Origin of the sequence: Haloferax mucosum ATCC BAA-1512 (assembly GCF_000337815.1) — an archaeon.
Lineage (GTDB): Archaea > Halobacteriota > Halobacteria > Halobacteriales > Haloferacaceae > Haloferax > Haloferax mucosum.
The window spans coordinates 431,139-448,103 of the sequence record NZ_AOLN01000011.1 but is presented as its reverse complement, the minus strand read 5'-3'; the positions used below and the strand labels follow the sequence as shown (position 1 = coordinate 448,103).

General features: G+C 64.1%; 17 protein-coding genes. 5 read left to right on the top strand and 12 right to left on the bottom strand.

Annotated elements, in window-relative coordinates; translation table 11 throughout:
• The first annotated feature begins 14 nt into the window (after positions 1-14).
• On the top strand, positions 15-1,007 hold the full coding sequence (locus C440_RS09080) for a ribonucleotide-diphosphate reductase subunit beta (RefSeq protein WP_008320104.1): 993 nt from the start codon (positions 15-17) through the stop codon (positions 1,005-1,007).
• Between the two features lie 27 nt (positions 1,008-1,034).
• Here the strand turns inward: C440_RS09080 and C440_RS09075 are convergent, their stop codons facing one another.
• Entirely contained in the window at positions 1,035-1,529 is a 495-nt protein-coding gene (locus C440_RS09075; protein ID WP_008320101.1) for an acyl-CoA thioesterase, read from the bottom strand.
• A 174-nt stretch (positions 1,530-1,703) separates the two neighbouring features.
• On the bottom strand, positions 1,704-2,924 hold the full coding sequence (locus C440_RS09070; RefSeq protein WP_008320099.1) for an SPFH domain-containing protein: 1,221 nt from the start codon (positions 2,922-2,924) through the stop codon (positions 1,704-1,706).
• A 76-nt stretch (positions 2,925-3,000) separates the two neighbouring features.
• Between C440_RS09070 and C440_RS09065 the strand changes: the two genes are divergently transcribed.
• Positions 3,001-3,195 (top strand): DUF7554 family protein, encoded by a 195-nt coding sequence (locus tag C440_RS09065; RefSeq protein WP_008320098.1) that lies wholly within the window; start codon positions 3,001-3,003, stop codon positions 3,193-3,195.
• Between the two features lie 65 nt (positions 3,196-3,260).
• Positions 3,261-3,758, top strand: a complete 498-nt coding sequence (locus C440_RS09060) for a 2'-5' RNA ligase family protein (RefSeq protein ID WP_008320097.1) — start codon at positions 3,261-3,263, stop codon at positions 3,756-3,758.
• A 40-nt stretch (positions 3,759-3,798) separates the two neighbouring features.
• Here the strand turns inward: C440_RS09060 and C440_RS09055 are convergent, their stop codons facing one another.
• Positions 3,799-5,175, bottom strand: a complete 1,377-nt coding sequence (locus tag C440_RS09055) for a cytochrome P450 (RefSeq protein WP_008320096.1) — start codon at positions 5,173-5,175, stop codon at positions 3,799-3,801.
• A 141-nt stretch (positions 5,176-5,316) separates the two neighbouring features.
• Between C440_RS09055 and C440_RS09050 the strand changes: the two genes are divergently transcribed.
• Positions 5,317-5,934 (top strand): methyltransferase family protein, encoded by a 618-nt coding sequence (locus C440_RS09050; RefSeq protein WP_049915576.1) that lies wholly within the window; start codon positions 5,317-5,319, stop codon positions 5,932-5,934.
• A 133-nt stretch (positions 5,935-6,067) separates the two neighbouring features.
• Here C440_RS09050 and C440_RS09045 read toward each other — a convergent pair whose 3' ends face one another.
• Positions 6,068-8,275, bottom strand: coding sequence for an ATP-dependent DNA helicase (locus C440_RS09045; RefSeq protein ID WP_049915626.1), 2,208 nt, complete (start codon positions 8,273-8,275; stop codon positions 6,068-6,070).
• Between the two features lie 145 nt (positions 8,276-8,420).
• Between C440_RS09045 and C440_RS09040 the strand changes: the two genes are divergently transcribed.
• The gene (locus C440_RS09040) at positions 8,421-8,885 is read left to right on the top strand and encodes a hypothetical protein (protein WP_008320093.1); all 465 of its coding nucleotides are present in this window, start codon (positions 8,421-8,423) and stop codon (positions 8,883-8,885) included.
• Between the two features lie 30 nt (positions 8,886-8,915).
• On the opposite strand, the gene argF is transcribed toward C440_RS09040, so the two are convergent.
• The 8 genes from argF to argH all read right to left on the bottom strand — a co-directional run bounded on the left by argF (position 8,916) and on the right by argH (position 16,964).
• Entirely contained in the window at positions 8,916-9,815 is a 900-nt protein-coding gene (gene argF / locus C440_RS09035) for an ornithine carbamoyltransferase (protein ID WP_008320092.1), read from the bottom strand.
• A gap of 24 nt (positions 9,816-9,839) precedes the next feature.
• Positions 9,840-10,949, bottom strand: coding sequence for a [LysW]-lysine hydrolase (locus tag C440_RS09030; RefSeq protein WP_008320091.1), 1,110 nt, complete (start codon positions 10,947-10,949; stop codon positions 9,840-9,842).
• Positions 10,946-12,082, bottom strand: a complete 1,137-nt coding sequence (locus tag C440_RS09025) for an aspartate aminotransferase family protein (protein ID WP_008320090.1) — start codon at positions 12,080-12,082, stop codon at positions 10,946-10,948. Before C440_RS09025 ends, C440_RS09030 begins: the two co-directional genes overlap by 4 nt.
• Positions 12,079-13,017 carry an acetylglutamate/acetylaminoadipate kinase gene (locus C440_RS09020; protein ID WP_008320089.1) on the bottom strand — a complete coding sequence of 313 codons (939 nt, stop codon included), beginning with the start codon at positions 13,015-13,017 and terminating at the stop codon, positions 12,079-12,081. The genes C440_RS09025 and C440_RS09020 overlap by 4 nt, the downstream gene beginning before the upstream one ends.
• Before the next feature lie 57 nt (positions 13,018-13,074).
• Positions 13,075-14,118, bottom strand: a complete 1,044-nt coding sequence (gene argC / locus C440_RS09015) for an N-acetyl-gamma-glutamyl-phosphate reductase (RefSeq protein ID WP_008320088.1) — start codon at positions 14,116-14,118, stop codon at positions 13,075-13,077.
• The gene (lysX, locus tag C440_RS09010) at positions 14,115-14,990 is read right to left on the bottom strand and encodes a lysine biosynthesis protein LysX (protein ID WP_008320087.1); all 876 of its coding nucleotides are present in this window, start codon (positions 14,988-14,990) and stop codon (positions 14,115-14,117) included. The genes argC and lysX overlap by 4 nt, the downstream gene beginning before the upstream one ends.
• Before the next feature lies 1 nt (position 14,991).
• Entirely contained in the window at positions 14,992-15,171 is a 180-nt protein-coding gene (lysW, locus tag C440_RS09005) for a lysine biosynthesis protein LysW (protein WP_004058739.1), read from the bottom strand.
• A gap of 326 nt (positions 15,172-15,497) precedes the next feature.
• Complete coding sequence (argH, locus tag C440_RS09000; protein WP_008320086.1) at positions 15,498-16,964, bottom strand: argininosuccinate lyase; 1,467 nt, start codon at positions 16,962-16,964, stop codon at positions 15,498-15,500.
• Between the last annotated feature and the right edge of the window lies 1 nt (position 16,965).

Genomic DNA, 16,965 nt, shown 5'->3' with positions numbered 1-16,965 from the left:
ACACCAATCCACAGATGCCGATAGTCAACAACGACAATCAACACGACCCGAACAAGATACTGCCTATCGACTACGACTGGGCCCGCGAGTACTACAAACAGGGCGTCGCCAACAACTGGGTTCCCGAGGAAGTCCCCATGGGTGACGACGTCCAACAGTGGAAGACCGGCGACCTCACGGAGTCCGAGCGCCGTCTCGTCGAGTGGAATCTCGGCTTCTTCTCGACGGCCGAGTCGCTCACGGCGAACAATATCGTCCTCGCCATCTACGACCACGTGACCGCGCCCGAGTGCCGCCAATATCTCCTGCGGCAGGCCTACGAAGAGGCTATCCACACGGACACGTTCATCTACTGCTGTGACTCGCTCGGCTTCGACCCGGAGTACATGTACGGCATGTACGACCGCATTCCGACTATCGAGGCGAAAGACGACTACGTCGTGAGCCTCACGCAGGCCATCGACAACGACGACTTTACCATCGAGACCGACGACGACCTGCGCGCGTTTCTCCGAGACCTCGTCGGGTTTTACGTCATCATGGAAGGCGTCTTCTTCTACGCCGGATTCGCCATGATGCTCGCGCTGAAGCGCCGCGGCAAGATGGTCGGCGTCGGCGAGCAGTTCGAGTACATCATGCGCGACGAATCGCTCCACCTCAACTTCGGAATCGACCTCATCAACACGGTTCGGGACGAGAACCCCGGCGTCTGGACCGACGAGTTCGAAGCCGAAGTCCGCGAACTCATCGTCGAGGCCGTCGAACTCGAACGAACCTACGCCCGCGAGGCGTGCCCGCCGGACGTACTCGGCATGAGCGCCGACCAGTTCGCCGAATACGTCGAATACGTCGCCGACCGTCGCCTCGGACAACTCCGGATGAACGCCGAGTTCGGAACCGACAACCCGTTCCCGTGGATGACAGAGCAGGTTGACCTGAACAAAGAAAAGAACTTCTTCGAGACGCAGGTCACCGAGTACCAATCCGGCGGCCAACTCGACTGGTAACCGGCAGACCCGTTTCGACGGCCTGCGTTACGCGTTCGATTCCGCCAACGCGGCGCGGTGTTCTTCGCGCTTCCGAAGCGCCGAGTCCCGCAGTTCGCGCTCCTCGTCGGACTCACAGACCAGCTTCGGGACCGGTACCGGCGTTTCGTCTTCGTCCAGTGCGACGAACGTAAAAAACGACGTAATCGTCGCTCGCTTTTTCCCCTCGCTCGGACGCTCGGCGGTCACATCGACCTTGATATCCATGCTCGTCCGCCCGGTGTCGAAGACGTACGCCTCGACTGTCACCACGTCGCCGACGTCGATGGGTGCAAGAAAGTCCACGTGGTCCATCGACGCCGTCACGACCTGCCCCTCAGCGTAGCGACGCCCGGCGATTGCGCCGCACACGTCCATCCATTCGAGAATGCGTCCGCCGAGTGCCCGCCCGAGATTGTTCGTATCGTTCGGCATCAGAATCTCACTCATCTCGGCGCGGGACGCCGACAACGACCGCGTTTCGACCGACGGTTGTTGCTTCATGCACGTCGGTCTCTCGCGGACGCTGTTAACTTATTCTACGTCGTGAACAATAGAAATAAAATTGAATTAATCGTCCGGGTTCCCTCGGTGGCGGCGATGACGATGTCGGTGTCAGTGGCGGTGTTGGCGACGGTACCGGTGTCGGAAGTGGCGTCGGTGACGATGCCGCCCCGCCTATTCGACGCGTTCGGTCTCGGTCTCCATGCCGCCGTCTTCGATTTCGATATCGACGGCGTCCGACGAGATGTCCGCCGTCTCGTCGAGGTCGAGGTCACCGAGTATCTCGCTGATGTCGTCTAACCCGAGGAGTTGCCGGGTCTCTTGGTCGAATCCGAGACTGTCCAGACCGGCCGACGCCTGCACGTCGGAGCCTGTCAGTTGCTTCCCGTAGCGACCGAGCAGTGAGGTGAGTTCCTGCGGGAGGACGTAGGTCGTAGACGGCGACATCCCGATACTTGCCACCGTTTCCATCCCCTTGTCGATGATGGCGCGTTCGCCCATCGACTCGGCGGCGCGAGCGCGGAGCACCGTCGAAACGGCGTCACCCTGTGCGCGCAGGATCGCGGCCTGCTTTTTCCCCTTCGCTTCGATGATGTTCGCCTGCTTGTCACCCTCTGCGGCCTCCACAGCGGAGCGACGTTTACCCTGCGCTTCGAGAATCATGGCACGGCGACGGCGCTCGGCGGAGGTCTGTTGTTCCATCGCGCTTTCGACGGCTTTCGAGGGCTTGACCTCGCGGACTTCGACGGACTCGACGCGGACGCCCCACTCGTCGGTCGGTTCGTCGAGTTCCCGGCGGATACGCGAGTTGATGTGGTCGCGTCGTGCCAGCGTCTCGTCGAGTTCCATGTCGCCGAGGGCGGCACGGAGAGTCGTCTGCGCGAGAAGCGAGACGGCCCGCTGGTAGTGGTCAACTTCGAGGAACGCCCGTTCGGGGTCCATCACGCGAATGTAGACCACGGCGTCGGCCGTGACCGGCGAGTTGTCTTCGGTGATTGCCTCCTGTCTGGGTACGTCGAACGTCTGTGTCCGCATGTCGAAGCGGTACGTTTTGGAGATGAACGGCGGGACGACGTTCAGCCCCGGTTCGAGAATTCCGTTGTACTCACCGAAGACGGTGAGCGTCCGCTTTTCGTACGCTTGGACGATTTCGACGGCGTCGTACACTGCCGCGATTGCGAGCGCGAGGGCGACGTAGCCGGCGAGCGTCAGCGGCGTAACCGGGAAGGCGATGACGGCGATGCTGAACACCACCACCGCAACTGCGAGGGGACCGACCCAACGCGGAATGCGGGATGGACCGCTATCCACGCGACCGCCGCCGGACCCAGACGGTCTCGATGCCTCCGACGTTGACGCGGAGAGCTTTCCGAGTTGGTAGAACAGGCTGTCCATACAAGAGAGTGACACCGAAGCCGAATAAAGCTACGCGGCCACCAAGTATTTGTCTCCGAGCACCCGAGCGGCGGGTATGACAACGAATCGCGGCGGTATCGACCTAGAGGACCTGCTCAAAATCATCTTGGTCCTCGTGGTCGTCTGGCTCGTCCTCGAAATCATCGGCGAGGTGTTCGGCCTGTTTAGTGCGCTTATCGGGCTTGGACTCCCGCTTTTCGGTCTTGTCGCCGCGGCGCTCATCGTCCTCTGGTTCCTCGACTGGATTTAAGCCTCTCGCCGGTCCGGTCGCGGCGACGGCGACACGCCTTTGTGCGTCACCCGTGAGAAACGGGCGTGTACAGTCTGAACGTCCCGGTTCCGGGGCGGGTCGCCCGCCTCGCGTCCGACCTGTTTCCGTATCTCGCCTCGTTCGACCGCGTCCGCGACCGACACACGCTCGTCTGCAAGCGCTTCGAAGCCGACGATTTCGACCGTCTCCGCGAACGACTCCGGCAGACGCTCGTCGGGCAACCGGCGTTCGATGCCCGCGTGACCGGCATCGACTTCTTCGAACAGCCACCTCGCGGTTCCGCACCGGTCGTCTATCTCGAAGTCGAGAGTCCGGGGCTCGTCGCGTTACACGACCGACTCGTTGACGAATTCGGTGCTATCGACGGTCTCGAAGGCGACGACTACACCCCACACGTCACGCTCGCCCGCGGCGGGACCGTCGCGGACGCGCGGGCGGTCGCCGGAAGAGACATCGAACCCGTCACGTGGACCGTCTCGCAGATTGACCTCTACGACTCGTCGTTCCACGAAAGCGCCGCTTCGATTTCGCTTCCGACCTGACCCGCGGTGAAAACTGACGACGAAACCAGCTCTTGGCGAGCTACTCGCGGGCGTGTAGTCGCATCCCCATCGGCTCCTGTGGGTGCATCGTCAGCGACCCGCGGAGCGAGAACGGTTCGTCGCGGATGTAGTCGAGTTCGTACTGCTGGGCGACGGTTCCGAGGATAAGTCGCCCTTCGAGCATCGAGAGGTGCTTGCCGATGCAGTGGCGCGGCCCGCCGCCGAACGGGAAGTATGCGAACCGCGGTCGGTCTCGCGTCCGCTCCGGTGCCCACCGGTCGGGGTCGAATTCGAGCGGGTTGTCCCACCAGCGTTCCGAGCGGTGGACGACCCACTGCGGGAGCATGATTGCCGAGCCGTCCGGAATCCGGTAGCCGCCGAGTCGAACGTCCACTTTCGGTTCGCGGAACATGACGTACACAGGCGGATACAGCCGCATCGCCTCGTTTAGCACGCGCTCTGTGTACTCCAACTGCCGCACGTCCTCGAACGTCGGCGTCCGACCGCCGAGCACGTCGTCCAACTCGCGGTGGAGCTTCGCCGCTACGTCGGGATGTTGAGACAACAGATACCACGCGTACGTCAGCGTCAGCGCCGTCGTGTCGTGGCCCGCGAGGAGCATCGTCATCAACTCGTCGCGGAGGTTCGTTTCGGTCTGCTCGCCGGCGTCGTAGGCACGGAGGAGAATTGAAAGTAGGTCCATCGGCTCCCCTTCGACCGAGTCGTCGGCCGCCACTGACGACGCCGGTTGCCGCCCGAACTCGGTGCCGCGGCGTTCTTCGACGATATCCCAGATGAGGTCTTCGAGAACCGACAGCGCCTGTTTGTACTCGCGGTTTTCTCTCGTCGGTGCCCAATCAGGCGTGAGAAACCGAACCGGGTCCGGTTCGAAACGTGCACCCAACGGTTCGAGATTTTCCTGTACCTGCCTGATTCGCTCGTCGTCGAGGTCGGTCCCGAACATCGCATCGACGATGATTTCGACCGTCAACCGAGCCATCTCCAGTTGCACGTCGATGACGTCGCCGTCGGTCCACGTCGATAGCATCGACTCCGTTCTGTCGGTCATCATCCCGGCCATCGTCGAGATGCGTCGCATGTCGAACGCCGGTTGCGCCAGTTGCCGCTGTCTTTTCCACGTCGAACCCTCGCTCATTAGCAGGCCGTCACCGAGCAACTCACCGATTGCCCGGTCCTGAAACTGCGGCTTTCGGAACTTCGACGCCTCGCTCACGAGCACCGTCTCGATGTCGTCGGGATTCGTGAGCATGTAGGTGTCCAACGGTCCGAGGTCGAAGTGGATGACGTCGCCGTAGGCGTCCGCCACTGCCGTCAGGAAACTGAACGGGTCACGGGCGTACTGCCTGCTCGCGCCGAAAAGCGGGATGCCCTTCGGTCCGGGAGGGGTCGTGCTCATCGGGTATGTGTTGGTTCGAGGAGGTAAGAACCACACGGCGGCGGCGATTGGCGGGCAGTTCGCCGCGTCGGGTGCGCCAATAAAAACCTCCCGCAGGGGTGCGGCAGAGGTCCTATTCGCTGAACCGCCCTACAACAGCGTATGACGACACCTTCGTCCATGACGCTCGTCGCCTTCGGAGTCGGCCTTCTCGCGGCCGCTGGCATCGTTCTCATCTTGGCGGTCACGCTCACGACGTCCCGGCAGTGGTGGCCGCCGGGCGACAAGACGTGGGCCTATTACCTCCATTGGTCGCTCGTCGGCGCGTTCAACGTCTCGATAGTCGTCACCGCCGTGTTCGATTGGAATCAGTGGGTTCTGGTGCGACCGGCGTCGCTCGTTGCCGGAGGTGTGCTTTCGGCAGTCGGCGCGGCCGTCTTCGTCCGGAGCGCGGACGTGATGCAGTCCGACGAAGTCCGCGGCGTCACCGGCGACCTCTACACCGGCGGTCCGTACGCCTACAGCAGAAACCCGCAGTACGTCGGCATGATTGTCGGTATCGTCGGCTTCGCTCTCCTGACGAACTCGCGTTTCGTCGCCGTCCTCGCCGCGGCGCACGTCGGGTGGGTGCTGTTGTTACCGCTCGCCGAAGAGCCACACCTTCGCGCAGAATACGGTGCCGAGTACGAGGCGTACGCGTCCACCGTTCCCCGGTTCGTCGGACGACAGACGATTCGGGAACTGACGAACCGATTGGATGGGCACGAACTGACGAGTTGACTGGGACCGACTGACGGACACAAACTGAGAACTGACGCGGACCGACGAACTGGACGCGAACCGACGAACTGACTGCGATACGGCCGCCAACACCCCCTTCGACGGGATACAACCGTCACGCACCTTCGACGCGTTACGGTCGCGGCGGGTCGCCGTCGTAGGCGTCGTGGTCGTTGTAGAAGTTCAGCATCGCAAATTTGAGTTTTTTCGGGGTGATATCGACCATCTCGGCCCGTTCTTCGACGGGGAACGACCCGCGAACGCCGTACTTGCCCATCGACGAACTCTCGCGGGTGTATCGCTTGTCGGCGAGGATGCGAACGCCGTAATCGTCGGGCGCGCGAATCACGCGCCCGAGGGCCTGTCTGGTCTTTCGAATCGTCGGAATCTCGACCGCATAGCGCCAGCCAGCGTCTTTCTTGCCGCGGTAGATGCGGTCGTAGGCGTCTTGGACCGCTTCGAGTCGCTCCGAGAGATGCGGATACGGGACGCCGACGACGACGACGGTTCGCGCGTCGTCACCGTCGAAGCTCACGCCCTCGGCGAGCGTTGCCCACAGCGACGTGAAAAGCACCGCGCCGTCTTTGCCGACGAACTCGCGCCGCATCTCCTCGGCGCGGACGCCCGGTTCGTCCAGATAGAGGTCGATATCGACCGCAGAGTTCCCCCGGAGTCGTTCGTGATAGCGCTCTGCTTCCGAATACGAGGGGAAAAACACGAGCGTATTTCCGGGCGTGAACCGTGCGGCGTCGGCCAGCAACTGCTCGATTGTCTCTTGGGTTCCGGGGTCGTCGCGCTCGGAGGAAAACAGCGCGGGCAACGAGACGGCGAACGTCCGGCGGTTCGCCTCCGGATATTCGAGACCGTAGGCCATCGTCACCGGGTCGTCGAGACCGAGTGTCTCTTCTGTCACGTCGAAGGGCCGGAGCGTCGCCGACATCAGGATGCTCGCGTGAACTTCCTCGAACAGTTCGCGGGTTACTTCCCGCGGGATGCAGGTGTAGAGTTCGGCGCGGCCGTAGATGTCGTCGGTGCCGCCGTCACGTCGGACCGAGAGCATCGGATGGCGACCGAGTTCGCCGCCCATCTCCATCCAGTCGGCGATGAAGTTCGCGGCTTGGAGCGTCTGACACTCCTGCCGTGTCGTCGCGTCGCCGTTTTTGTACTCGTCTTCGTACTGTTCGTCCAGTCGCTTGCCCAACTGCAAAGCGAGTTCGACTTCGACGTCGATGCCGCGGCCCTCGTACGATTGGAGGAAGTCCATCGTCAGGTCGTCGCGGCGGCCTTGGCTGGCAATCGACAGGTCGTACCAGTTCTCGCCGACCTGTTCGCGCTCGCCGAAGCCGAACGCCTCCTCGTAGCTCTCTCGGAGCGAGTCGAGGAACGTGCCGATGACGTTTCGGGCGCTTTCTGCGCGGGAGTCATCGACGTCCTCCAACTCGTTCATGGCGCTTTCGAGGGTGTTTTCGGTGAGTGCCCTGCTCGCGTGGTCGCGGGCGGCTCCCTCGATGTTATGCGCCTCGTCGAAGACCGTAATCACGTCGTCGGGGTCGCGGTCCAACCACCGGAAGAACTGCTCGCGTATCATCGGGTCGAGCAAGTGGTGGTAGTTGCAGACGACGAGGTCGATACCCTCCATCCCCTCTTTCAGCAACTCGTAGCCGCAGAGGTTCTGCTTGCCCGCGTACTCGAAAATCTCGTCGGGCGTCCGCACGTCGTCGAACAACCACTGGAAGAACTCGTCGGTGTTGCGCGTGAGGTTGTTGTAGTAGTGCTCGCAGTAGTTGCCTTCTTTCAACTGCTCTAATTCGTCGTCGATAGCGTCGAGTTCGTCCGTGACGGCGCTTCTTGCGTCCGCCGCGCCGGATTCGCCCTCGCGCATCTGGTCGAGAAGCGTCTGGGCTTGTTCGGAGAGTTCGGCCTTGTCGGATTCTTTGTCGACGATACTTCGGGTGGTGTCACGGAGGGTCTGACACTCTTGAAAGCCCACGTCGATGTGGCACATCGAGGATTTCCCGCGGAAGACCACCGCACGAATCGCTTCCTCTCTCGTGATGGCGCGGGCGTCCTCGACGAACTGCCGCATCTGCTGGTGAACGTTCGTCGTGATGACGACTGTCTTGTCGTGCTCGCGGGCGTACGATAGCGCGGGCACGAGCGCGGAGATGGTCTTTCCGGTCCCCGTCGCCCCTTCGAAGAGGACGTTCCGCGTCTCGTCGAGGGCTTCTGCGATGGTGTCCATCGCCGCTTGCTGGTTCGGATACGGCTCGTCGTACGGGAAGAAACGCCACGCTTGCTCCGGGTCGCCGCTATCGTCGGGTGAGCCGTTGGCGTGGGTCACGAACACAACTCGGCCGCCATCCGATTAAAAGCCTCGGAGCGACACCCCCTCGATGCCGCCGTACCCGATATAAGTGTATCCCTGCGGTGCGGCGGTTTCACCCGGCCGAGAGAGCATTATTTGCAACGCTGTTGACCGCTGTCGTATGGCGTCAGAAACAGCCACTGCACGAACCGACTCGACAGCCACCGAACCGTGGGAAGCGGGCGTCGCCGCCGGCGCACTCGCCGCCATCGTCATGGGCGCGATGATGGTGTCGCAGATGCGTCCGGTCCTCGAAGTCGCCATTCCGTCGATGTACGCGCTGACCGGCGGCGCGGCGGGCTTCACGATTCACGTCGCCCACGGCGCAGTTCTCGGCGTCGTGTTCGCGGGTATCGCCGGTGCCGCCGAACTCGATTCGACCGCGAAGTCCCTTGGTGCGGGCGTCGCGTACGGCGTCGCGCTCTGGGCCGTCCTCGCAGTCCTCGTGATGCCGGTCTGGCTCGGAGTCGTCGGCTCGCCCGCGAACCCGCCGCTTCCGAACGTGAATACGACGAGCCTCGTCGGACACGTCGTCTACGGTGCGGTCCTCGGAGCGGCCTATCCGACGGTCGAAGGACTGTTCTAACGAATCACCCCGGCGCTTTTTCGCTCCGAGCTACGCGTCCAGCAGTTCGACGATGAGTCCCTTCTGGGCGTGGAGGCGGTTTTCGGCTTGCTCCCACACGAGCGACTGCTCGCCTTCGAGCACGTCGCCCGTGATTTCTTCGCCGCGGTGGGCCGGCAGGCAGTGCATGACCTGCGCGTCGGTTCCGGCGAGCAGACTCTCGTTCAACTGGAACCCCTCGAACGATTGGAGTTTCTCGTGGCGCTGTCCCTCCTGGCCCATCGAAATCCACACGTCTGTGTAGACGACGTCGGCCCCGTCGAGGGCCGTCTCGGGGTCCGTCGTGACGGTCGGTGCGCGTCCGAGTCGCTCCGCTTTCGCAAGCACCTCGTCGTCCATGTCGTAGTCCGGCGGCGTCGCCACCGTGAGGTCGATGCCAGCCATGGCACAGCCGAGGACGAACGACTGGCCGACGTTGTTGCCGTCGCCGACCCACGCCGCCTGCACGTTTTCGAACGCCCCGACGTGTTCGCGGATCGTGAGCAGGTCGGCGAGCGTCTGGCACGGGTGGGCGTCGTCGGTCAGGCCGTTGATGACCGGTGCCGTGGAGTGCTCGGTGATTTCGAGCAGGTCGCCGTGGTCGAACAGCCGGGCCATGATGGCGTCGCCGTAGCGACCGAGCACGCGGGCCGTATCCGAGAGCGGTTCGCCGTGGCCGAGTTGGATGTCTTCGGGACCGAGAAAGAGCGCGTGACCGCCCAGTTGGGTCATCCCCGTCTCGAAGGAGACACGCGTGCGGGTGCTCGGCTTCTCGAAGAGCATCGCCAGCGTCGTTCGGGGCAGTCGCGTCTCGTCGTCGCCGGCCTTGATGGCGGCGGCGCGGGAAAGCACGCGGTCTAACTCCGATGCGCTGATGTCGTCGATGTCGATGAAGTGTGTCGTTTCGAGCATTGTGATGTGTGTCGAGTCGATGCCTCAGTCGTCCGCGAGACGTTCGCAGACGGCGACCAGCACGTCGATGGCGCTGTCGAACTCGTCGAGTTCGAGGCGCTCGTCGGGCGCGTGGTCGAGGTCCGAATTGCCGGGACCGTAGGTCGCCATCGGGCAGTCCCACGCACCGGCGAAGATATTCATGTCGCTGGTTCCGGTCTTGCGGAGCAGGCGGGGTTTCGTCTCCCCGACGCCGCGGATGGCGACGCGGAAGGCCCGTGCAACATCGGTACGAGGGCTTTCCATCACCGGCGGAATCGGTTTGTTCCAGTGGACGCTCCCGCGAGTGAGTTCGCCTTCGGCGACTTCGCGCACGTCCTCGATGGTGAGACGCGGCGGGACGCGGAACTGCACGTCAACTGTCGCTTCGACCGCAAGCCCGTCGTCCGTCGGCCCGCCGTCGAAGCGCACGGGCTTCGTCGTCACCGTGTCGAAGACGCCGTCGCGCTCTTCGTCGAAGAAGTCGGCCACGTGCGACCACCACGCGACGGCCGACTGGATGGCGTTGTCCTCGGGGCGCGAGGAGTGGCCGAGTTCGCTCGTTGCGACGTAGGTTCCCGAGAGAAAGCCGCGGTATCCGAGGGTCACGCCATCCCAACCGGAGGGTTCGCCGTTGACGACGGCGGCGGGTTCCTCCCGGTCTTCGACGAGGTGCCACGCACCCCGCGAAGACGTTTCCTCGCCGACGACGCCGACGAACGAGACGCCCGTCTCGACGGCCGCGGCGGCCATCGAACAGAGCGGCCCGGTCGCATCGACGCTTCCGCGACCCCAAAGCAGGCCGTCTTCGACCGTCACGGGGATGTCACCGGGAACCGTGTCGATGTGCGAGGTCAGTAAGACCGAGTCGTCGGCGGGTGCGCGGACGTTGCCGACCTCGTCTATCCAGACCTCGCGGTCGTGGGTCTCGAAGAACGCCTTCAGCACCTCGGCGGCGGCCTCCTCGTCGTCCGAGACAGAGGGCGTCGAGACCATGTCGTAGAGGAGTTCGCGCGCCTCGGCCCAGTTGCTTCCCGCGGTCAGCTCTGCGGGTGCGTCTGTGTGTGCTCCCGAGTCGTCCTCTCCTGTGGCGTCGTGGTCGATTTCGGCGTTCATGACAACACGTTCGTCATCGCGTCCACCGCGCGGTCCGCGTGCGTCTCGTCGATTATCAGCGGCGGGAGGAACCGCACGACGGTACGTCCGGCAGGGAGCGCGAGCAGTTGCTCGGACAGCGCGAGATGCTTCAGCGTGCGATTCGCGCCGCGTTTGACCTCGACGCCGACCATCAAGCCGTCGCCGCGAACGTCGCGGACCGGCAGGTCGTGTTTCTCGACGACCGCTTCGAGTTCGCTCGTGAGGTAGTCGCCGACTGCGGCCGCGTGGCCGGGCAGGTCTTCCTCGACGATGGTGTCGAGCGTGGCGTTCGCCGCGGCACAGACGACTGGTCCGCCGGAAAACGTCGAACCGTGGGAGGCCGCGCCGTCGGCAATCCAGTCGGCACAGAGCGTCGCGCCGAGCGGTAGGCCGTTGGCGATGCCCTTCGCGCTCGTCAGGATGTCGGGGACGACACCGACGTTCTCGCAGGCCCACAGCGACCCGGTGCGACCCATGCCGGTCTGAATTTCGTCGAAGACGAGCGCCGCGCCCGCGTCTTCGGTCAGGTCGCGGGCGGTCTGAAGGTACTCCGCCGTGGCCGGGTTGATGCCGCCTTCACCCTGAATGGGTTCGAGGAAGACGGCGGCCGTCTCGTCGTCGACGGCTTCGGCCAGTTCCTCGGCGTCGCCGTAGGTGACGAACTCGACGCCGCCAGCGACCGGCTCGTAGGGCTTCTTGTACTTCTGTTTCCACGTGAGCGCGAGCGACCCGAGCGTGCGGCCGTGGAAGGCGCGCTTGGTGGCGATAATCTTCTCACGTCCGGTCGCCGAGCGCGCGAACTTCATCGCCGCCTCGTTGGCCTCCGTGCCGGAGTTACAGAGCCAGACGTTCTCGATGTCGCCGGGGGCGACGGTTGCGAGTTTCTCGTAGAGTTCGGTGCGGACCTCGACGGGATACGACGCCTGCACGTAGGTCAGCTTCGCGGCCTGCTCCTGAATCGCAGAGACGACGGCGGGGTGTGAGTGGCCGAGCGCCGCGACGGCGTAACTCGCGCCGAAGTCGAGGTATTCGGTCCCGTCGTCGGCGTAGAGGTACGCTCCCTCACCGGCGTCGATGGTGATGGGTTTTTCGTTGAAGACGAAGCCGCTCATTTCGCTTCACCTGCCGCTTCCTCCGCTACCAGCGCACCGGGCGACACGTGTGTGCCGCCGCCGTTGAGCGCCGTTACGATGGGGTCGTTCAGGTTCGCGTCGGCGACGACGACTTCGGCGGCCCCGCCGTCCAGCGCTTCCTTCGTCGCCATGACTTTCTTCGTCATGAAGCCTTCAGCGGCGTCTTCCAGCGCCGCAAGCTCGCTTGGCGTGTCGGCCGTTTCGATGAGCGTCGATTCGTCGTCGGGGTCCTCGTAGACGCCTTTTACGTCGGTGAGGACGACGAGTCTCGCGCCGAGTGCGCCCGCGACTGCGGCGGCGGCGCGGTCTGCGTCGGCGTTCACTGGGACGCCGTCGTCGGCGAGCATCGGAACGGTCACGATAGGCGTGTAACCGTCGCCGAGGAGCGTTTCGAGGAGCGAGGTGTTCACCGCGGTAATCTTTCCGGAGTGGTCACCGCGCTTGATTTTCTTTTTGCCGTCTTCGACGACGCGGACGGCCGACTTGCGCGCCCCGGTGAGAAGGCCGCCATCGACGCCGGAGAGACCGAGCGCATCGACGCCGGCCTCGCGGAACAGCGCCGTGAGGTCGGTGTTGAGCTTTCCGGGCATCACCATCGAGAAGACCTCCATGGTTCGCTCGTCGGTGAAGCGGCCGCTGACGCCGGCGGGCGATTCGACGTAGGTCGGTTCTTCGCCGAGTGCTTCGAGCGTCTCATCGACGGCGGTCGAACCGCCGTGGACGACGACGACGTCGGTGCCGTTTGCGACGAGATGCGCCACGTCGTTGACGGCCCCTTCGGGTTCGACGGCTTTCGCGCCGCCGATTTTGACGACGACGGGCGGTTCCGTTCCACCGTCGGTCATCAGATTCGCGTCGTTATCGACGAGCTGTTCGTGTGCCGCGAGCAGTTCCTCGCGTGTGTATCCTGTCATGGTCGAAATGGTGTGAGAGGTGGTCAGTCGGGGGACGAATGTTCGGAGTCGGTGCGCTCAGGGTGAGCCAATCGGGTGGTAGCCGGTGAATTCGAGACCGGCGGTCTCCTCTAAGCCGAATGCGATGTTGGCGGCGTGGACCGCCTGTCCGGCGGAGCCTTTCATCATGTTGTCGATGGCCGAAAAGACGACGAGTCGGCGGTTCGTCGGGTCGATTTCGAAGCCGACCTCGCCGTAGTTGGTGCCCGCGACGGACTTCGGCTCGGGGTAGCGATAGACGCCGCCGCCGCCGGCGACGGTGCGCATGAACGGTTCGTCGCCGTACACGCCGCGGAACGCCTTCCACATGTCGCCTTTCGAAACCGGGTCGTCGGGGAAGACGTGACAGGTCGCCGCCGCCCCACGGACCATATCGACCGCGTGGACGGTAAACGAGACCGAGAGACCCAGATACTCCTGAATCTCGGCTTCGTGACGGTGTCCGGTTGGTGCATAGGGCCGGACGATACCGGAGCGCTCGGCGTGCGACGACGCCTTGCTCGCGCCCGCGCCGCCTTCCGAGGAGCCGACTTTCACGTCCACGACGACCTGCTCGTCACCGGAGAGAATTTCGGCGTCGAACAGGGGCTTGAGACCGAGAATCGTCGCCGTCGCGTTACAGCCACCCGCCGCGATGAGTTCCGCGCCGGGGAGGTTCTCGCGGTTCAGTTCGGGGAGCGCGTACTCCGATTTGTCGAGGTATTCGGGACACACGTGGCCGTCGTACCACTCGTCGTACTGCGCTTCCTCGGAGAGACGGAAGTCCGCAGAGAGGTCAACGACGGTATCTGCGGCCTCTTGGAACGCGTCGATGTGCTCCATCGAAACGCCGTGGGGCGTCGCGGTAAAGAGCACGTCCACGGATTCGAGGTCCGCAGGCGAGGTAAACCGAAGGTCGAGGTGACGAAGATTCGGGTGGACGTGGCCGACGGTCTTGCGCTCATAGGAGCGACTCGTGGTCTGTGCCACCTCGAAGTTCGGATGGCCATCCAGGAGGCGCAGGAGTTCGCCGCCGGTGAAGCCGGACCCGCCGACGACGCCCGCGGTGAGCGTCTCGCTCATACGGAGGCCTCCGCGAGCGTCTTTTCGCCTTCGACCTTCGATTCCAGCCAACCGACGACCGCGGCGGGAACGTCCACATCGACGGCGTCGTTGAGCGCCTTGAACTCGACGGTGTGGTTGACCTCGTGGACCGTATAGTCTTCTCCCGCCTCCATGAGGTCGATACCGAGCAGGCCGCCGCCGACGGCGTCGGACGCCTGCTTCACGAGTTCTTTCGCGCGGGCGTCGAGTTCGAACGCTTCGGCATCTGCGCCTTTCGCGGCGTTGGTGAGCCAGTGGTCCGACGTGCGGGTCATCGCGGCGAGAGGCTCGCCATCGGCGGCGAGGACGCGGATGTCGCGGCCGGGTTTTTCGACGAACTCCTGAATGTAGAACACCTTGTGCTCGTAGTTTCCGAGCGTCGCTTTGTGTTCGAGGATGGCTTCTGCGGCCGCCTCGGAGTCGATTTTCGCCATCAGGCGACCCCACGACCCGACGACGGGCTTGAGGACGCAGGGGTAGCCGAACTCCTCGACGATGTCCATCGCTGAATCGACCGTGAAGGCCACTTTCGTGTTCGGCGTGGGGACGCCCGCGTCTGCGAGTGCGAGGCTGTTTTTTGCCTTGTCGGCGCAGATGTCGGCGGTCTCGTGGGAGTTGACGACGGGGATGTCGTACGACTGCAGGAAGCGCGTGATGTAGAGGCTCCTGCTCGTCGCCAGACAGCGATCGACCACCACGTCGAGTCCGTCGAACGATTCCGGCGGCTCGGTGAGGTCGAACTGCTCGTTCCGAACGTCTATCTTCGTCACCTCGTGGCCGCGCTCACGAAGCTCGTTGAGTAGGAGCTTCTCGTCGCGGCGAATCCGGGAGTAGAGCAGTCCAATATGCAATTTACTCTCCCCAGTCCTCTTCGAGTTCGGGTGCTTCTTCGAGTGTCACGGGGTCGAGTGAGACGACTTCGAGTTCCGCGCCCGTGGCGGGACTGTCGATGATTTCGCCGACTTCGACGTCGGACGGCAGGTCGATTTCTTCGCCGCTCAGCGGGTCTTCCGCAGTGATGGTGTCGCTCATTACATCCTTGGCTGGACGATGGATGGTATTAAATCCACCGAAAATTACACAGCAAAAAATACTGTAAAGAAGGCTCTAGCGGAGATTATCGGGCGAATCGGCCGGTTTCGGAGACCGGTCGAACAACACGTCGAGCTTGGGTGCCACGCTCACTCGACGCCGGGGACGGGACCGGTCGCGGAACCGGTCGAATCGTCCCCTGCGTCGGTCGCGGTCGCGGTTCCGGTCGCGGCCGTCGCGGACCCGAAACCGCTCGTCGCACTCGTCGCGGAGCGGTCGCTCGCGGCGGTCGCGGCAGACGGACGACCGGATCGACGTATTCGCGTTCAGGCATACTTCGAAACCTCCGTGTCGAGTGCTTCGGCGGCGGCCGCAAGCGAATTGCGCGCGTCGGCGACGGCGACCGAATCGGCTTCGAGTTCGGTACGGGCCGTCGAAAGCGTCGCTTTCACGGCGGCGGGTGCAGGTCCACCGACCGAATCGCGGCTGGCGACGCTCTTTGCGGGGTCGAGTGCGGCTTCGACGGCCTCGGCTGTCACGTGCGTATAGAGTGACTCACCTAATACGTCCGTAGCGACGGCGTCAAGTGTTGCCACATCGGGGGTTCCGTCGGAGCGCGACGCCGCCTCGGCGACGACTTCGTGGGCCGTGCGGAACGGCAGTCCGGCCATCGCCAGCAGGTCGGCGACACCGGTCGCCGTCGAAAAGCCGTCGCCCGCGGCCTCTGCCAATGCGTCTTCGGGCCACGTCGCGGAGGTGACTGCCCCGGCGGCGACGGCGGCCGCTTCGGTCACGTCGTCAACGGCGCGGAAGGCGTGGTTGTGGGCGCGTTGCAGGTCGCGGTTGTACGCGCGCGGCAGTCCTTTGAGCGTCGTCAAGAGACCGGTGAGTTCGCCGACCGCGTCGCCAGCGACGGCACGGACGAGTTCCATCGTATCTGGATTCTTCTTCTGCGGCATGATGGAGGAGGTTGACGAGTAGTCGTCAGAGAGTTCGACGAGTCCCTTGTTCGAGAAGACGACGAGGTCTTCTGCGAGTCCGGAGAGCGTGACGGCGTGGGTCGTCAGCGCCGACAGCGTCTCCGCGAGGAAGTCGCGGGTCGCCGAGGCGTCCATCGAGTTCTCCATGACACGGTCGAAGCCGAGTAAGTCGGCGACGAGTTCACGGTTCACGTCGAACGGCGTGCCCGCGAAGGCCGCCGACCCGAGCGGTGACTGGTTGATACGCTCGTACGCGCACACGAGACGGGCGCAGTCGCGGGCGACCGCTCGCTCGTACGAGAGCAAGAAGTGTGCCACCGTCGTCGGTTGGGCGGGTTGCAGGTGCGTGTAGCCGGGCATCACCGTCTCGGTGTGCTCGGCGGCCGTCTCGACGAGCGACTCGCGGAGAGCGAGTGCCGCGTCGAGCGCCTCCAGCACGTCGTCGCGCAGACGGTAGCGAATGCAGGTCGCTACTTCGTCGTTGCGCGAGCGCGCGGTGTGCATCTTCCCGCCGTCGGGACCGACGATGTCGATGACGGCGGCTTCGATGGCCTCGTGTACGTCCTCGCCGCCGGAGAGTGCGTCGTGACCCATCGCTTCCACGTCGTCGAGTGCGTCGAGGATGTCGGCGGCGACGTCCGAGTCGATGATGCCCTGTGCCACGAGCATCACGACGTGTGCCCGGTCGACGGCGAGGTCGGCCTCGAAGATGCGCTCGTCGGCCGCGAGGCTCGACATGAACCCGCGGGCGGGACCACCGCTGAAACGGTCCCGGCGGATGACGCCCTCGGAGTCGCCGTCCTCGCCCGTCATG